The organism is Heyndrickxia shackletonii (genome assembly GCF_001420715.1).
In the GTDB taxonomy this organism is placed as follows: Bacteria; Bacillota; Bacilli; order Bacillales; family Bacillaceae_C; genus Margalitia; species Margalitia shackletonii.
In genome coordinates this window covers 407,910-425,523 of record NZ_LJJC01000004.1, presented here as the reverse complement: position 1 = coordinate 425,523, position 17,614 = coordinate 407,910, and the positions used below count along the sequence as shown (strand labels likewise).

The 17,614-nt window shown below is 37.5% G+C and carries 18 protein-coding genes; 4 read left to right on the top strand and 14 right to left on the bottom strand.

Annotation, left to right across the window (positions count from 1 at the left end; translation table 11 throughout):
* Nucleotides 1-46: 46 nt before the first annotated feature.
* Nucleotides 47-1,363, bottom strand: coding sequence for an ABC transporter substrate-binding protein (locus tag AN964_RS02175; RefSeq protein WP_437177095.1), 1,317 nt, complete (start codon nt 1,361-1,363; stop codon nt 47-49).
* Nucleotides 1,364-1,612: 249 nt separating this feature from the next.
* Here AN964_RS02175 and AN964_RS02170 point away from each other — a divergent pair, with 249 nt between their 5' ends.
* Nucleotides 1,613-1,867 (top strand): hypothetical protein, encoded by a 255-nt coding sequence (locus AN964_RS02170; protein WP_055738150.1) that lies wholly within the window; start codon nt 1,613-1,615, stop codon nt 1,865-1,867.
* Nucleotides 1,868-1,891: 24 nt separating this feature from the next.
* On the opposite strand, the gene AN964_RS02165 is transcribed toward AN964_RS02170, so the two are convergent.
* The 9 genes from AN964_RS02165 to AN964_RS02125 form a co-directional block, all read right to left on the bottom strand.
* Nucleotides 1,892-2,887: a LacI family DNA-binding transcriptional regulator gene (locus AN964_RS02165; protein ID WP_055738149.1), complete on the bottom strand. Its 996-nt coding sequence runs from the start codon at nt 2,885-2,887 to the stop codon at nt 1,892-1,894.
* Entirely contained in the window at nt 2,887-3,936 is a 1,050-nt protein-coding gene (locus tag AN964_RS02160; protein ID WP_055738148.1) for an aldose epimerase family protein, read from the bottom strand. Before AN964_RS02160 ends, AN964_RS02165 begins: the two co-directional genes overlap by 1 nt.
* A gap of 12 nt (nt 3,937-3,948) precedes the next feature.
* Nucleotides 3,949-5,436, bottom strand: a complete 1,488-nt coding sequence (galT, locus tag AN964_RS02155) for a UDP-glucose--hexose-1-phosphate uridylyltransferase (protein ID WP_055738147.1) — start codon at nt 5,434-5,436, stop codon at nt 3,949-3,951.
* Between the two features lie 2 nt (nt 5,437-5,438).
* Entirely contained in the window at nt 5,439-6,428 is a 990-nt protein-coding gene (galE, locus tag AN964_RS02150) for a UDP-glucose 4-epimerase GalE (RefSeq protein WP_055738146.1), read from the bottom strand.
* Nucleotides 6,425-7,606, bottom strand: coding sequence for a galactokinase (locus tag AN964_RS02145; RefSeq protein WP_055738145.1), 1,182 nt, complete (start codon nt 7,604-7,606; stop codon nt 6,425-6,427). Before AN964_RS02145 ends, galE begins: the two co-directional genes overlap by 4 nt.
* Nucleotides 7,607-7,909: 303 nt before the next feature.
* Nucleotides 7,910-8,488, bottom strand: coding sequence for a YkoP family protein (locus AN964_RS02140; protein WP_055738144.1), 579 nt, complete (start codon nt 8,486-8,488; stop codon nt 7,910-7,912).
* A gap of 378 nt (nt 8,489-8,866) precedes the next feature.
* The gene (locus AN964_RS26215) at nt 8,867-9,004 is read right to left on the bottom strand and encodes a hypothetical protein (protein ID WP_161809195.1); all 138 of its coding nucleotides are present in this window, start codon (nt 9,002-9,004) and stop codon (nt 8,867-8,869) included.
* A 42-nt stretch (nt 9,005-9,046) separates the two neighbouring features.
* Nucleotides 9,047-10,324 carry a C40 family peptidase gene (locus AN964_RS02135; RefSeq protein WP_055738143.1) on the bottom strand — a complete coding sequence of 426 codons (1,278 nt, stop codon included), beginning with the start codon at nt 10,322-10,324 and terminating at the stop codon, nt 9,047-9,049.
* A 1,050-nt stretch (nt 10,325-11,374) separates the two neighbouring features.
* Nucleotides 11,375-11,827 (bottom strand): hypothetical protein, encoded by a 453-nt coding sequence (locus AN964_RS02125; protein ID WP_055738141.1) that lies wholly within the window; start codon nt 11,825-11,827, stop codon nt 11,375-11,377.
* Between the two features lie 199 nt (nt 11,828-12,026).
* Here AN964_RS02125 and AN964_RS02120 point away from each other — a divergent pair, with 199 nt between their 5' ends.
* Nucleotides 12,027-12,434 carry a helix-turn-helix transcriptional regulator gene (locus tag AN964_RS02120; protein WP_083489187.1) on the top strand — a complete coding sequence of 136 codons (408 nt, stop codon included), beginning with the start codon at nt 12,027-12,029 and terminating at the stop codon, nt 12,432-12,434.
* Nucleotides 12,435-12,652: 218 nt separating this feature from the next.
* Here the strand turns inward: AN964_RS02120 and AN964_RS02115 are convergent, their stop codons facing one another.
* Complete coding sequence (locus tag AN964_RS02115; RefSeq protein WP_055738139.1) at nt 12,653-13,003, bottom strand: SCP2 sterol-binding domain-containing protein; 351 nt, start codon at nt 13,001-13,003, stop codon at nt 12,653-12,655.
* A gap of 90 nt (nt 13,004-13,093) precedes the next feature.
* On the opposite strand from AN964_RS02115, the gene AN964_RS02110 reads away from it, so the two are divergent.
* Together AN964_RS02110 and AN964_RS02105 are read left to right on the top strand one after the other, a co-directional pair.
* On the top strand, nt 13,094-13,630 hold the full coding sequence (locus AN964_RS02110) for a short-chain dehydrogenase (protein WP_055738138.1): 537 nt from the start codon (nt 13,094-13,096) through the stop codon (nt 13,628-13,630).
* A gap of 13 nt (nt 13,631-13,643) precedes the next feature.
* Nucleotides 13,644-14,402 (top strand): nucleotidyltransferase domain-containing protein, encoded by a 759-nt coding sequence (locus tag AN964_RS02105; RefSeq protein ID WP_055738137.1) that lies wholly within the window; start codon nt 13,644-13,646, stop codon nt 14,400-14,402.
* Here AN964_RS02105 and AN964_RS02100 read toward each other — a convergent pair.
* The 3 genes from AN964_RS02100 to AN964_RS02090 all read right to left on the bottom strand — a co-directional run bounded on the left by AN964_RS02100 (nt 14,399) and on the right by AN964_RS02090 (nt 17,610).
* Nucleotides 14,399-15,616, bottom strand: coding sequence for an MFS transporter (locus AN964_RS02100; protein WP_055738136.1), 1,218 nt, complete (start codon nt 15,614-15,616; stop codon nt 14,399-14,401). The genes AN964_RS02105 and AN964_RS02100 overlap by 4 nt on opposite strands.
* A 78-nt stretch (nt 15,617-15,694) precedes the next feature.
* On the bottom strand, nt 15,695-16,273 hold the full coding sequence (locus AN964_RS02095; RefSeq protein WP_055738135.1) for a DUF2087 domain-containing protein: 579 nt from the start codon (nt 16,271-16,273) through the stop codon (nt 15,695-15,697).
* Nucleotides 16,274-16,845: 572 nt separating this feature from the next.
* Nucleotides 16,846-17,610 (bottom strand): M15 family metallopeptidase, encoded by a 765-nt coding sequence (locus AN964_RS02090; protein ID WP_055738134.1) that lies wholly within the window; start codon nt 17,608-17,610, stop codon nt 16,846-16,848.
* Between the last annotated feature and the right edge of the window lie 4 nt (nt 17,611-17,614).

The following is a 17,614-nucleotide window of genomic DNA, read 5'->3' as shown; positions in this document are numbered from 1 at the left end:
TACTAGCCTTTCCAATGAAGAAAGGCTAATACATCAGACTTTCGGATTACTTCTTCAATTTCTCCTTCATTTGCGCTTCCATATTTTTAACCGCTTGTTCGACGGTTTCTTGTTTTGCTATCGCCTTTGATACTTCAATTTGAATAATGTCTGAGATTTCTTGATAGTTAGCTGCAACAGGGCGTGGAACTGCTGCATTTAAGCCATCCTGGAAGCCTTTATCTCCGAAAATAGGATTTGCTTTTACAACATCCGGATCGCTATAAAGGCTAGTAATTGTTGGTGCATGACCGCCATAGATGGCATCAAGCTTTTGTCCTTCAGGCCCTGCCATAAACTTAAGGAATTCCCATGCCTCTTTAGGATGCTTTGAATATTTGTTAATACCGGCTTGCCATCCGCCAAGCGCAGCCGCTGACCCCTTATCCCCCGCAGGCAGTGGAGCAATCCCAACTTTGCCTACTATTTTTGATTTATCTTTATCATTCGCACTTGCAAATTCATATGGCCAATTCCGCAAGAAGGCAGTTTGACCTTCGATGAACGCTTGATCGGATTCTATTTCAGTGAAAGTATTTACATTCCCAGGAACAACACTTGAATTTGCTACTTCCACTAGCTTTTTCAAGCCTTTTATTGTTTCTGGACTATTAACTACCACTTCATTCTTTTCATTAATAAATTGTCCGCCATAAGAGGCAACGAATTCAATTGCGTTACACACTAAGCCTTCATATTGCTTCGCTTGGAACACATACCCGAACTTTGTACCGCCCTTACCTTTCTTTTCCTTGGCCATTTTTAGTAAATCATCCCATGTTTTCGGGACTTCGTCTTTACTCACTAAATCCGTTCTGTAATAAAGAAGTCCTGCATCAATAAATTTCGGCAATGCCCATTGCTTGCCGTTAAATTGGGATGCAGCCAAGGCGCCTTGATTATATGTGCCTAAATCAATTCCATCCTGTTGAATAAAACGGTCAAGCGGAAGGACATAATCTGCTTGTGCAAATTCAGCCGGCCAGATAACATCCATATCAAAGACATCTATTTCTGATGACTTTCCGTTTAATTGCGTAACATACGTATCATGCTGCTGCCCGCTATCAGACGGCATTTCCTTAAATTCAACATGAATGTTTGGATGAGCTGCTTCAAATGCTTCCACAATTTTTGTTGTTCCCTTCGTTACATCCTTGCCTCGTGCATACACAATCGTTACTTTTTTATTATCGTTGTTCTCTTGCTTCGTGCCTTTGTCTTTTTCATTTGAACTATCCGTTTTACTGGAACAAGCAGCCAGCATTAAAGACAAAGATAAAAAAAGTGTCCCGGCTATCTTCCATTTGCTTTTTTTCCTCACGCCAATATCCCCCTCTTCATTTATGTTTAGGTACCTTTTAAAAAGGAAAACCATACCAACCTTTAAATCAATCCCTAAGGAAGTTTAAAATTTACTTTTTCTATTTAGGTTCACTTCATTTTATTAATGACAAGCAGAAAGTATGAATGAAGGGTAAAATAAATTAATGGAATATGGTTGATAGAAAATAGAGGAAAATAAATAACAGAGATAGAAATGGTACCTATCTGCAATTTAGGAGGAATCGGGATGGCTAAGATGAAATCGAAGAAACAATCTCTATCCTTTTTTCGAATTATATGGATCATCTTATTAGTTTTTATTGCTATAATGATAGTCTATCTTTATCGCTTACAAACCCAAGGCCAATTACTGAAACAACTCCTTAATATAACAGGATCGATTATGAGCTTCATAGAAAAAGACCCACGAGTCGGCTATGTTCTTCTAAGTTATATCCCTATCTTTTACCTGGGCTACAAAACCGGGAAGGCAAGAAAATAAGGTGTCAGGTAACTATTTATATGATTATAAATAGTTACCTGACACCCGGTGTATGAGTTTAGTAGATATAAATACCTTTTTCGCTATTTTTCTGCCGTCAATCCGTTCCATCAAGGTATCGACAGCGGTTTCTCCCATTAATTCTGTATAGACTTTGACTGTGCTTAAAGGTGGAAAGACATACTTCGACACACTGATATCATTTACACCTATAAGGCAAACTCGATCTGGAACTGGAATATTTGCCTCTTGTAAAGCTTGCAAACATCCGATTGCAATCGAATCATTGCCTGCAAAAAAGGCAGTCGGCAGCTGCTCTCCATGCTCCTGAATCGCCTTTTTCATCCACTTCTGCCCATCCTGGACGGAGAATGCTCCGGTATAGATGAACTCTTCCTTAAATAAGCCAGCGGACCTCATATATTCACTGAAGGTTAACTCTCTTACATCCACGATTTCAGCAGTTTGGTCACGGAAGGCTTCCCGCCCGCCAATATAACCTATCTCCGTATGTCCATTTTCTATAAAAAAATCAAGCACCTTTTCCGTCACCTTTTTAAAGTCAACGACAACCGAGTCAAACTGTTCTTCGTCTGGAGAAAAATCTACGAATACAAGATTGTTTGAAATCCCTGCTATTTCTTCTACTTCCTTGCTACTGTATTTACCGATTGCAATAATCCCTTGAATTCCCTCTTTTTTAAGATCGCCAAGATTGCTTTGATAACACTTGATAACCTGGATATCATGCTGCTGGCAACGATTCTCGATTCCTAACCGAATGGACATGTAGTATAAATCATCCAGTTCCTCTTTCTCCGTATACCAATGAAGCATCGCTATTTTTGCAGGGCTCGATTTACGTGCAGGACGCTTTTTATAAGAAAGTGCCTCCGCAGCTTCAAATATATTCTTTCTGGTTTCATCGCTAACAGAAAGGCTGGGGTCATAATTCAAGACTCTCGAGACTGTCGCTATTGAGACTCCCACCCTTTCCGCTATATCTTTAATCGTAGCCATTATTTCCTCCTGGAAAATTGATACGTTGTAGTTGATTGGTATATTTCATCCTTATCTAAAACAATAGATGGGAAGTGCGAATGATGAACGGCATCCGGATATCCCTGTGTCTCCAGGCAAATACCTAGGTATTTCTGTGCTGGTACTCCAAAAATTTCAAAATCCCCTACTAACTGGTTAGATGTGTAGACCACCACAGACGGCTGATCGGTTTCCACCTTTAACGAACGTCCACTCTCCGGATCCGCTAGGGTAATAACTTTATCTTCCTCCTCATTCAATACAAACGGGTGATCATATCCATTTCCGGCTAATACATTTTGCGGATGTGCAGAGACGGTTCCTTCTTTTATTATCCTGCCCTCGCGAAAATCAAACGCAGTATCTGTTACATCGAGCAACTTTCCGGTTGGCAAAAGCTGCTCGTCTAATTCTAAAATCGCCTGGCTGTTTATGGTCAACTGATGATTCAAAATATCTGTCTTCAAATTTCCGCTTAAATTAAAATAAGAATGGTTCGTCAAATTGACAATGGTTTTTCGATCCGACTGAGCCTCGTATGAAATTTTAAGTTCATTTTCATTGGTTAGAAGATAGGTGATCTTTAGATTTAATGTGCCTGGGTAACCTTCTTCCCCATCCGGACTTTGATGAGTAAAAACGATACCGATTCCAGCTTCATTCTGAATATCTTCAGCCTGCCAAATAACATGACTCAATCCTTTTATACCGCCATGGATATGATTAACATTTTCATTTACCGTTAAACGAAAAACTTCCCCATCCAACTCAAATGCTGCCCCTTTAACTCTGCCGGCTACCCGCCCAACAACGGCGCCAAAATAAGGAGAATATTGCAAGTAATCCTCCAAGCAATCAAATCCGAGTACAACATTTTCAACAATGCCATTGCGGTCCGGTACTAAGATTTTGGTAATAATACATCCATAGTTGAGACATGTCACACTCATTCCATCATCATTTGTCAGTGTAAAAGCTTTAACTTCTTGGTCATCCAATTTGCCAAAACTTGTTTTGGATATTTCCAAACCAATCCCCCCTTATAATGTTTCGATGAATCTATTAAATGCTTGTTTTCCGTCCTTATCCCGTTTATACACACTAGCATCCTCTAATGCCTTCTTAAATTTCGCTCCAACTTCTTCCCGTAAAATTCGCTCCACATTTTGCTCGTTATGTTGATCTTTGTACTTCGCCTTCAGTTGTTTCGCCCATTCCTGGTGATACTCTGCAATGGAATGCCGTTCATCTAAAAGGAATTTTCCCACTTCCTTTAGTTCATCCTTCAATCTGGCAGGTAAAACGGCGAGACCCATAACCTCAATCAGGCCAATGTTTTCCCTTTTAATATGGTGAACATCGGCATGAGGGTGAAATATCCCTAAAGGATGTTGTTCACTTGTACGATTATTGCGTAAAACAAGATCCATTTCATACAATTCTCCACGCATCCTCACGATTGGAGTTATTGTATTATGAGGTGTATTCTCGGAGAAAGCGTATATACCCACGAAAGGATCGCTGTACCCCTTCCACTTTTGTAAAATATAATCCGAAGTATCTACCAAGCTTTGAATCTCATTACTTCTTAATCGAATCACGCTCATCGGCCATTTTATCGTAGAACATTCCACATTCGAGAATTTATTTATCCGAAATGTCTCCTCACTTGCTGCTCTCGCCATTGGGAATTCATAACGTCCTCCCTGATAATGATCATGTGATAGAATGGATCCTCCAACAATCGGCAAATCGGCATTTGAACCAATAAAATAATGCGGAAATCTTTCCACAAACTTCAACAGGTTGGTAAAAGTGTTTCTATTAATAACCATATTCCGGTGCTGCCCCGATAAAAGGATGCAGTGTTCACGATAATAAAGATACGGTGAATATTGCAGCATCCATTCTTCTCCCTCAAGCTCCACCCTTATTACACGATGATTAGAGCGGGCCGGATGGCCAAGTCTGCCGGCATAGCCTTCGTTTTCAGCACATAACAAACAAGTTGGATATCCAATACTTGCCACTGTTTTTTCCTTTTCAATTTGTTTCGGATCCTTTTCCGGTTTGGAAAGATTAATCGTAATATCAAGGTCTCCATATTCCGTAGCCACTTGATATACAATATTTTTTTGAATTCTCTTTGTTTGGATATAGTTGCTGCTGCGGCTTAATTCATAAAAATAGTCCGTTGCCTGTTTTGGGTTCTGTTCATATAACTCGTAAAAATTTCGATTAATCGTTGACGGTCTGGCAACAAAGCAATTCATGATTTTACTAGAGAGGATTTCCTTTGAATCAAAGTAATCCTCAATTATATTATTTTTACACGCATACTCTACTAAAATATCCAACAAATCCGGTATTTCTTTTTCTTCAAACTCTTCGTCTGTCTCTGAATAAGCCTCTAATCCTAAAAGAGCAAGTACTTGGTTTCTCGCATAAATCATGTCTTCTTCTTCTATTAGCTTAGCAGTCACCGCTTGAAATACAAGCTGTTGTATAACATTGTAAATAACCTGCATCTTTAATCCCCGTAGCCATTCGGATGATGGGAATGCCAGTTCCAGGCATCCTTAATTATCTTATCAATCATCGTTCTTTGCGGATTCCAGCCTAGTATTTGCATTGCTTTAGATGCGGAGGCAATTAATTTACTTGGATCACCGGCACGTCTTTCCCCAGTTACAGCAGGAATATCGATATTCGTTACCTTTCTTGCTGCTTCGATAATTTCCTTCACCGAAAAGCCTTTGCTGCTGCCTAAATTGAACACATCACTTTTCCCTCCATTTTGCAAATAACGAAGGGCTAGTAGATGAGCATCAATTAAATCCTCTACATGGACATAATCCCGGATGCATGTACCGTCTTCCGTATCGTAATCATTCCCAAACACAGTAATGGCTTTCCGTTTTCCTAATGCAGCCTCCAGTACAACTGGAATAAGGTGGGTTTCCGGTGAATGATCCTCTCCAATTTCCCCTGATTCCCTTGCACCCGCCACATTAAAATAGCGGAGGGAAACATATTTTAGATCAAAAGCCTTCTCACACCATTTCATCATTTTTTCCATTGTTAGCTTTGTCTCGCCATAGGTATTGGTAGGATTCGTCGCCATCTCTTCGTCAATAGGAACCACTTCCGGTTCTCCATAAGTTGCGGCGGTAGAGGAAAATACAATATATTTCACATGAAATTCCCTCATCATCTCCAATAGCACCTGTGTTCCGTACACATTATTATCAAAATACTTTAGCGGATCCTCCATAGACTCTCCTACAAGTGAATTCGCTGCAAAATGGATTACTGCATCAATATTTTCTTTTTCAAAAACTCCTCTAAGAAATTCGCGATTACGAATATCCCCTTCATAAAATTTCGCCTTTGGATGAATCGCCTTTTTATGACCTGTTTGCAAATTATCGACAACTACAACCTCATGCTGCTGATCGATTAACTGATAAACTGCATGGGAGCCAATATAGCCTGCTCCACCTAACACTAAAATGCTCATAACTTCACCTCATTCAATATTTCTTTTGCACCATCACCAATACTAGCTACATAAAAGTCAGCCGCATATCCTATTTTTTGCTTATATGCTTTCCCAACCTCTGAAATAAAATCTTCCACCTTGTCTTTTTCGACAATGGCGATTGCGCAGCCGCCAAATCCAGCTCCGGTCATTCTCGCACCAACTACGCCTTGTTGTGCCCATGAAGCTTCCACCAAAGTATCAAGCTCAATACCTGTTACCTCATAATCATCTCGCAAAGAATTATGCGACGCATTCATAAGTGCACCGAATTCTTCCAGATTACCATTTTTTAATGCCTGCAACGCTTTTAAAGTCCGCTGATTTTCATAAACAGCATGTTTTGCACGTTTTCTTACCGTCTCATTTTTAATCAGATGCTTGGAATTTTCAAATAACTCTTCTGTTATTTGACCAAGTGCAATAATATTTAGCTCCTTTTGTAAATCGGAAAGTGCTTCCTCGCACTCGCTTCTTCTTTCATTATATTTAGAATCAGCAAGCTCCCTGCGTTTATTCGTATTCATTATAATGATTTTGTGATTTTCCAACTGAATTGGCGCATATTCATAATCAAGAGTCTGACAGTCTAGTAGAATACCAGAATCTGCTTTCCCCATTCCAACCGCAAATTGGTCCATAATCCCGCTATTAACACCGATGTACTCATTTTCCACCTTCTGCCCCAGCTTTACCAGCTCAAGCCGCGGGATTTCCAACTGAAATAACCCATCTATCATTATTCCCGTTAGCATTTCGATGGATGCTGATGAAGATAAGCCTGCCCCGTTCGGGATATTCCCATAAAATAAAACGTCAAAACCATTCGGAATTTTGTAGCCACTATCGCGAACAAAACGGAGCATTCCTTTCGGATAATTACCCCAATGATGGTCGTTTTGATAATCAAGATTGTTTAATGAAAATTCAATGATTCCTTTTTCCGCGAAATTTACCGAGTACATACGCACATTTAAATCATCACGTTTTTTCACGAAACAATATGTTCCAAATGTAATGGCACAAGGAAATACATGTCCTCCATTATAGTCCGTATGCTCACCGATTAGATTAATTCTCCCCGGGGCAAAAAATTGTTTTTCATGGGCACATTGAAACTTTTCCGCAAACAAAGCTGATAAATCCTTATCATTCACTATTGGTATCCCTCCAAATAAGCATCTTATTTTCATTAATCGTATCTCAATTAGTAAAAATATTCAATAATTTTACTAATATTTTTACTAAAATTTTATTGAAAAATATTCGACATTATTTTCTAATAACATCAATATCAAAAGAGCTTCCTACAAACATTTTTGATATTTTTCATCAAACGTTTGATTAATTCCAATTTGTCGAAAGAGTAAGAGTCGATGCTCTTACATGTGGGGAGGAGACGCAGTCATTTTTCAAAAAGTATTTTATCCTTTCCAACATAATAAAAAAACCACGTAAACCTACGTGGCATGCCCCGTATCTATATATTTTTCAAACAGCTTTTCTTTAGACATAAATAAATAGGTTGGACATTGCTTTCTTATATTACGCATCGAAATGGAGGTTGTTGATAATAGATAGATTGGAAATTGAGTGGAAAACTTAAACAACCTATATAGTCTGCTACTTGGGTATGACTTTTCAAATCCAAGATGAGTGACACCTTTATTAATCATTGTAATCCCTATAATTCCTTTAATTTGATTGGACCTTGGATGATTATCGATAAACCGCGCCAACGATGGCATGGATTGTTCCACCATTCTGTATATTACCATGGAGCGTTGCAATGGATGTTTTAATGAAAGTACTTCTTTTAATATCCGTACATTATGCAAGTGAATCTTTAATAAGCAGTCATTCTTGGCCATACACGTCCCATCAGATAAATATACATTTTTACCTTTATATTTTGTGATCCTCACCCTAAAGACCGTTTTCTCATTCTGACTGGTAAAAGTATACTCGAGACGTCTAACATATAAAAAAAGTGTATCAATGATATGACATAAAGAAATAATGGATAATCGAAAAAACAAATGAATCAAACCTCCCTACGGATCGCTCTGACGTCCACCGAGAAAACATTACCAAATTCATACTTATTCATGAAGATTAACAAGTATAAAAAGTGATTTCATCATTAGTATTCCTTTTTTTCGTCAACAATTTCATCTTATTTACATGTTTCCCGGGGAATATTATAAAAAGCTGTCGACTACTGATAAAATGTTTTAAAGAGCACGAATAAACATATTATTTGAAGAAAAAATAACATAAAATATTCGACAGTTTTTATACAATATTTTTTGGTCCATATTACTGATCCATGCATTTTCACTATTATTAATCAAGCGTTTGATTAATAGCTATTAGGAAAATCACTTCCAATATTGTCACATTTCCTGCTCTTTCTTTCATATGGATAATATAATTAGATAGGAGGTAGAAATAGATTTTGAAAGCACTTCCATTCCATTTAAAGCATTTTGATGTAAAACTTCAAAAGCCTCTACTTCATAAACCCTTTCTTCTTGGTATATTTCCATAAACAACAAAAACCCTCCTAAACTATTTTAGGAGGGTATCTTTATCTATTACTCTACTACACGTCTTACTACACCATTAAAAGTTTTTTTCCAATAAGGATTGCTTAATGAATCAATAGACACACCATTAGAACTGTTATCGTCAAGGAATTGTCCATTTCCTAAATAAATTCCTACATGGCCGTTAGTTTTATACGTATCAAAGAAAAGGAGATCTCCACGCTTCATTTCAGATGCACTAACCGCTCTTCCTTGGTATACAAGTGTATTAGTAGATGTTCCTGTAATGCTTCCTAAGTTCACACCTGCCATAGCATATGCCCAACGTACGAAGGAGGAACAATCAAATGATCTGTTTTCAATATCGCTGCTAGAACGACCGCCGCCCCAGTTGTATGGAGAACGCCCAACAATGGATGAACCTGCGCTAATAGCTGCTTCGATTGCTGCTGATCCATGATAAACTGGTCCATCAGAAGGTGCACTAGATCCAGAACTAGATGGCTGGCTATTGGCAGAAGATTGGTGAATTCTACTTGAATGGGATGATGAACTGGATGTTTTTCTTTGGTATGCCAGTCTTTCTTTTTCTTGTTCAGCTTCAGCCGCTTTTTCTTGTTCAGCTAGTGATGCTGCTTGGTCTTGTAAATTTCCAAGCTCTCCTTTTGCTGCTTTTTGCTCTTCTTTAATTTTTGCTAGAATACTATTTTTATCATCTATTTGATATTTTAATTGTGCTTTCAAGTCTTCAAGGCTAGCTAAATCTTGCTGAACTTGCTGCAATTTATTATTTAAATCTGCTTCTGACTGCTCAAGAACTTTTTTATCCGCTTCTTGCTTTTGCAGAATTTTATGATCGGCATTCACGAAAGTGGTTAGAGCCACAGCTCGGTCAATAAAATCCCCAAAGCTTTGAGAACTTAGCAGCACATCTAAATAACTATCGGAACCATCGCTTTGCTGAATAGAACGAGCACGATCCTGTAAAACTTTATTACGTTCCGCGATTCTTTGCTTTGTTTCCTTAATTTTCACCTGTAAAGCATTTATTTCTTGCTTTGTATCATTTACTTTTTGAGTGGTATCTTTGATTTTCGCGTTTGTTGCATTTACTTTAGCGGTAATTTCGTTCATTTCCGATTCCATCTCTTTTGCCTGTGCACTAAGGTTAGAGATTTCAGACATTTTCTTTTGAATATTGGATTGAACGTTTTTTTGCTTTTCTTTAATGGATTGGGCAAATGCGAAGTTGCTGGATAACGGAGCAATTAAGGTACCGGCACTAATAACGGATGCTACACTTAGGGTTAAAAGTTTTCTTTTCACGATTATTTCTTCCTCCAGAGTATGTAGATAGATATTTTTAACTATTATTTTTATAAAGTATGTAGATAAAGATTCTTAACTGTTATTTTTTATTAAGTATGTAATGAGTGACTCTTTCACTCTCTTATTTTTCTTTTAGCAAAGTTATTATATCATCAAATTTCGACAATTTGGGCCATTTAAACATTACAGTTATATTTCAATTTTATATCCTATTTTTACAAATAGGGTATATCTTTCCGTAATTGGCTATAAATCCTACTGTAGACTAACATTCTTACCCATATAGGATGTTTACAAAGTCTTCGTATACAAAAAAACTGCATAGTTAAAGTTACAAAAACTCTATTGGAATACTTTTTTCAAAAAATGCATAGAATCTATCAAACCTATCTAGTATTTGAAAATCGATTTATTTTAATGGAGGGCTTGTCATGAGGAAGATGCTGAAGAACTATTCTTACACTATAATTCTTGTTTCTCTTGCCGTTATTACAGGAATTATTTATATCAACTCTCTTTAATTTGCAGTCAAAGAAAGGATAATCATTTTCATTTTATTAAAAGGGACTCCCTTAATTATAGGTGTTACAAAAATGTTTTGGTGAATATTACGGAATTTATCAAGAAGAGTACAAAAAAAGAAACGGAACAAATAGTCCGTTCCATTTATAAAAATTGGGTAATCACTTTTAACCAGCCGAAAAAGGAAAGCCACAATGGTACGCTTAATAAAACAGCCCAACACATGCCTGCAAAAAAGTTTCCATCATCTCTATTCACGGATTAGCACCCCTAATAAGTGATTATTCACCAGGTGTATCAAACGCTTGTATTTCTATTTTAGTTCCTATAAAAATAAAACGTTGTCGGAATTGATAGATGAAAATATAAATTTACTATCATTTGAAGTCGAATAAGTTAATAAGTGCATCCATTCCATTTGAAATGCGGGTTTCAATGCCATTAAAATCTTCTGCTTTTATAATATAGGCATCCATATTGGCAAACACCTTCGACACCACAAAGCTCACCAATTTCAAATCTGTTTCAATTCAAAATATCTGAGATATGTTTATTCCTTGTCTTGATTCTATGTAAATCCTTGAAATATAGCACTTTACTGCCTTGCTTAATACCGAAACAGGAAATAATCTTAGCAACAATTGCATTTGAAATTTTCCCATTGGAATCTTGAAAAACCTCAATGGAAATGTTATTTTTCTTCAAATCAATATACATATAAAAATTTAAGTAGCGATCACTAACAATCGCTTGAATTTTTAGAGTTGTCCATTCCCGAAGTGGAGTAATATGGAGTATGGATGTTGAATCGGAGTCGTGGTGTGAGGTACTTTGAAGCGCATGACTTAGTGAAAAATACGTTTGTATTTTCACTACTTGGTTTGCTTGTTTATAACCGTGGCAAACTAAATAGTAGTCCCCTTTGATAAAATGACCATGTGATAGAATTTCTTGAAAACGAATACTTAATTGTTCCATTTCATTCTCCTTCCATGTCAATTTATTACTATTTAACTAGTAAATAGTTAATTATTACTATTAATGGTAAAATATTTTTATAGTTAATAAGTCACTGTATTCTAAATTAGCATGTAAATAAATATTCCGTATTCGAATACTACCTTTTATCAACATAAAAAACCACTATCTTTATAGTAAAAAAGTAGCGGGTGAAATAATGTCCATGTCCTTTGCAAAGCGTTTTAAGGAATTAAGAGAAAATCTTGGCCTAACTCAACAGGAAATGGCTACTAGATTACATAAACAACAGCCCGATATTTCTAAAATAGAGAACGGTGAAAAAGAATTAACCGTTTCCGAATTAGCCGAGTTTCGAAATACTTTTCATCTGTCCAATGAAGTTATACTTTATTTAACTTTTGGGATTGATCCTGGCTCTCAAACGACGCAATTGGCCATAAGAGAACGTTACGAGGATGCTGAGGCACAGCGCATACTCAAATATTTATTAGAGCATCCAAATTTCAAAAGCCTGATTAGCCGAATAACCCTGTTGCCTGACAAAAATCAGCAATATGTCGCGCAAATGTTATCGGCCATTATTAAAACAGAAGAAAGGAGATAAGAAAGGAGCCGAAAGCAGCCGGTGTGCGGATGAGTGAAATTTGATGTGAAGCGACAGCGAGGTTCTTTAGGAGCGATGTTGACTTATCGTAGGAAGCAGACTACGAAATCCGTTAGCCTCTGTGCACATAGTTAGACAGAGTACGTTTTCTTATCCTCAAACAAGAGTCCATTCCATATAAAAATAGGATTGGACTCTTTTCTTCGTTCATTAGATTTTCATAGCTCGTATTGCCCCAAAAGCTTATCTAATTTCAATGCCTGGCCAATACTGCCTTCTATCTTCAGTTTTCCCATCATAAATGCAGTGGTGCTGTTTATACTCCCCTGTAAAAATTTTCTAAAATCGGAAACCTTCATTTTCAATGTGCACTGAGGTTCTTCCACCGCTTCGTAAAGTACCTTCGCAGAACCTCCCGAAAATGCCAACTGATACGTGCCGCCATCATCTCCGCTCAACTCAAATTGATACACAATATTCATATCCTGAAATGGGACAGGGTTTGCATTTAATACAATTTCAACCTCCTCCCAAATTTCCTTCACCGTTTTCTCATTAAGTTTACTCATATGCACATCCCCCTTTTCTATTAATATATAATAACGGATTTTGAATAATCAAATAATTGCAGTATTATTAAAGAAAAGGAGGCTTTATTAATGAAACATGCACTTGTAGTCGGCGGAACCGGAATGTTATCAGATGTCACCCTATTTCTGAAAAAGGAAGGATATTTTGTTTCGGTTATTGGCAGGGATCCTTCAAAATACGAGCGTATTTCTGATTCTTCCCATTCAACATTTTTATCAGTCGATTATCATGATGACAGGCAGCTTTTAAATAAAATCCAACATACTATTCAACAGCATGGTCCTTTTCAATTAATTGTTGCGTGGATTCACTCGTCTGCTCCAGATGCTTTAAGGATTATTTTGGCGGAAGCTGCAAAAACTAAGGTGGAATTTCATTTATTTCATGTTTTGGGGAGCAGCTCGAATTTAGAAAAAATAAAAGAGGCTGCTTCAGTTCCTGCGAATTGTCTTTATCATCAAGTACAGCTTGGGTTTATCCTCGAAGGTAATCGAGCACGCTGGCTAACCAACCATGAAATTGCGTCAGGAGTGGTTGCAGCAATAAAGGAAGATCATCCTATTAAAGTGATTGGCGTATTAGAGCCTTGGGAAAAACGTCCTTAAATCGGAGGAAAAAATGAAGGATCAGCTTTTAGAAATAGAAGCAAAATATCATGTAAAAGTATTGTTTGCATGTGAAGCAGGCAGCCGAGCATGGGGGCTCGCATCCGAAAACAGTGATCATGATGTCCGTTTTATTTATGTGCATCCACTTGAATGGTATTTAGGTATAGATCAGAAACGAGATGTTATTGAGCACCCTATTACAAAGTCACTGGATTTATCCGGATGGGATCTGCGTAAAGCCCTATTTTTGCTGAAGAAATCCAATCCCCCTTTATTGGAGTGGCTGCATTCGGACATCATTTATATGAAAGAAAGTCCTTTTTATGACGAGATGAAAAATCTTGCGAATAGAGCTTTTTCTGCAAAAGCTTGCCTTTTCCATTATCTCAATATGGCAAAACGGAATGCGAAAAACATCTTTCAAAAAGACAGGATTAAAGTAAAACAATATTTAAATGTTTTACGTCCATTGCTATCCTGTAAAGCGATGGAAGCCGAGGGCACTTTTCCAACGGTACATTTCCCAAGTTTAGTGGCGAAGCTTTTAACAGATGATAAACTCAAAAGGGAAGTAAACCAATTAATACATCTGAAACGAGCAGAAAAAGAATATATTAGCCGGGCGGAATTATTCTATACGAACGAGTATATAAAATCGGAATTGCTATATTTAGAAGAGTATGTCAACACAATAACGGTTAAAAAAGGGGATATAACTGAGGAATTGAATCAATTTTTTCGAAAAACATTAAAAGAAGGTACCTCTTAAATGGTACCTCTTCTCTTAAAAGCCTTCGTCGAAATAACAGCCATCAATAAGATGGCAACTAGAATATACGCGATGCCCCCAATCATGCCTAATGATCTTGGTGCCAAGTATTGTAGGACAAAACCAGAAAGAAACATAGATATCCCCAATAAAGTGTTGCCGATAGTCGCTAACAGTCCAAACATTGTTCCTTGATGCTCCTCGGGTATTTCTTTCATAAGAATAGTATCAAAGCATGCATTTCCTATCCCGGTCATAAAAGCGGCCCCGCAAAACATAAGAAAAGCTATCACGATTAAATGAGTTCTGCTTAATAAAAAGAGAAAAGTACCTTCAAGCATTAAACATATTAGTCCTGTCAAAAGGTAATTTTTCCGAAGCCGATTTGCAGCTGAGAAGCTCAGCATCAGCCCTATTCCCAACGCTCCATAAAAAAGGCCAACCCCCACATCACCTAGCTGGTATTCCTTAACTGCATACACACTTATTAAAACATTATCTATTCCATTCATAGAAGCAATTATGATTTCACAAAAAAGAAGAAGTTGAATCGGAGCAGACATAAGCACAACCTTTTTAAAAGTGGATAAAGGGTTCCCTTTTTTAGCTTCATTTGCTTTCCCTTCCTTATTTTTCTTAGGAAAAGCAATGGTTGAAGTAATCAAAGCTGCCCCTAAAAAGGATACTGCATTAAACCAAAATGTTACATTCGCTCCAAAGATAGAGGAAACAATCCCTCCGGAAAAGGCGCCTCCAATTAAAACAATACCAACCATTACTTGTTCCAAACTATTTATTTTGACGAGTTGATCCTTCTTTACCAGACCCGGAATAGATGACTTCCTTGCTGGAGCATAGATTGCTTCACCAGCGGCTAATACAAAGGAACTAACATAGACAATCCACAGATCCTCTTTTCCATTCACCATTAAAAAAGAAAGGGCAAACACGATTCTAATAAGATCTGTTATCACAAGTATCGCTTTTCGCGAAAACCGATCCGCAAGCCATCCCCCGATCGGTCCAAATAGTAGAGACGGTATCAGCCGGATGGCTAATGTTACTCCTACCGCCATTCCAGAGCCAGTAATATGCAAAAGCATTGCCAGAACAGCAACGGAACTAAAACGGTCCCCAATTCCATTAACTACCCCAGCAAAAAACAATCTCCGGTATAGCTTTTCTTCTCTTATAATCGATATTCCCAAACCCATCACCTTCTTTTAAACTCATCTAATTTTATATATATCTAATTAGTTATCTAAAAAATACAGGTGCCGAGTGACACCCATTTAATGTAACCACCATAATTCAACAGGATTTAGTTCATATTGATTATTTTCCCTGTACATATATTGGCACATGATTAACTCGCGCCTTAACGTGGCATAATCCTCATGAAACTGTTTTAAATATTCATTGATTTCCTTTTCCGGATAAACCTTTCCAAACTCTAACCCCTTTGCCATATGAGCAAGGACAACCAGCTTTTTCTTCCGCTGTGCCGGATAATTTTTGAGTTTTCCACCCTTCGTAAAGAAATTATTTATTATAGCGGCACGTTCTTCTTCAGTTACGGACATTTCCATATTTGATACCCCTCCTGTTCCAACCGTTAAAATAGCCTTAGCACTTGTTTCTAATATTTTGGTGTTTAACGAAAAATAGATGGTATTTTTATCTCTGCGCTCTTTAATTAATCCAACCTCTCGCAGTTTTGCTATATGATGTGTGATTGTTGGCGGCTTGAGTCCCAGCTTACCGGCAATTGCCTGACCATGCAAAGGTCCTTGCTGAAGCAAGGCAATAATTCGGATCCGCGTAAGGTCCCCTAAAGCCTTATGAAATTCCACTATTTTGTTTAATTGCATGGAATAATACACCTACTTTTATAATTATCTAATTAGATATTAATCAAATTAAATTAAAATATCAATAGTTAAAAGGGGAATTTTTAAAAAATTTCGGGAATATGTTGAGGAATCGAAATAATAACTATTTGATTGTTCCCATTTTTGCCTGGGCTGATGAAGAATGGGAACAATACCTGAACTATCGTGACCGTTTCATCCTATTTCAAAAGATAATGGGAACAATACTCAACTAATCGTTACCGTTTCTGTGTTTCCCAGAGGATTACGGGAACAATACTCACCTAATTGTTACCGTTTCTGCCTTTCCCAGAGGATTACGGGAACAATACTCAACTAATCGTTACTGTTTCTGTCTTTCCCAGAGGAAAATGGGAACAATACTAACCTAATCATGCCCTTTTAAATGATAAAAGCCCCACCTTTTACAGATAGGGCCTTCATCGTCTTAAATTAGGATAATTTAGGGAAGTCTGTGCCTAGTTACAAGGAAACCTGGTACCTTGATCTAAACGCTGACCCGCAGAAAAGACGTTCGTCGAATCTCCTCTGCGGAGCAGCCTTTATAGTAGCTAGACCCCTGTTTTACTATAGTATTCTTCCAATGTTATGTGCTTTTTATAGATTGCAGACGCTACTTTCACTCCAACATAGCGGAAATGCCATGGTTCATATTCATATTTTGTTATTTTTTCCTTCCCTTTTGGATAACGCAATATAAAACCATATTCGTGGGCATGTTTGTCTAGCCATATTCCCTCTTTTGTTTTAGCGAATTTTTCAACTGTGTGGAATTGTACGCTGGCAGCAGTAATATCCATCGCAAGACCAGTTTGATGTTCACTTGTTCCCGGTAATGCTACCGCCATTTCTGCCTTCTTGCGCCCATATTGTGCGACTTCTCTTTTAAATAGGGCATCCTGTGTTTCATAGGAGCGAAAACCAGATGCGCCATAAAGCGTTATCTTTTGTGCAGCTGCTGCTTTGAACATTTTCTCCAATGCAGCTGCTGCAGGCTTTCTTAATAACGCTTTTTCAAGCTTTTGATTTCCAAATAAAAATTTCACCTTCGGACGTACTAGATCCTTTGGACGATAGCCTTTTGGCAAAGCATTGGATTTGTTTACCATGACCGAGATGGAAGTTGGATTTTTAGCTGTGTGAATAACGTTTGTTTTGGAAGAAGCTTTTGTGACTTTAAATGCTGCTTCATTTACTTTTTTATCAGTGATATTAATCACTCGGGAAGATTTTGGTTCACTTACAGCCTTTGATTGTAAACCACACCCCATCATTAGTAATGCACCACTAATGAAAATGATACCTAACCTTTTCATAATC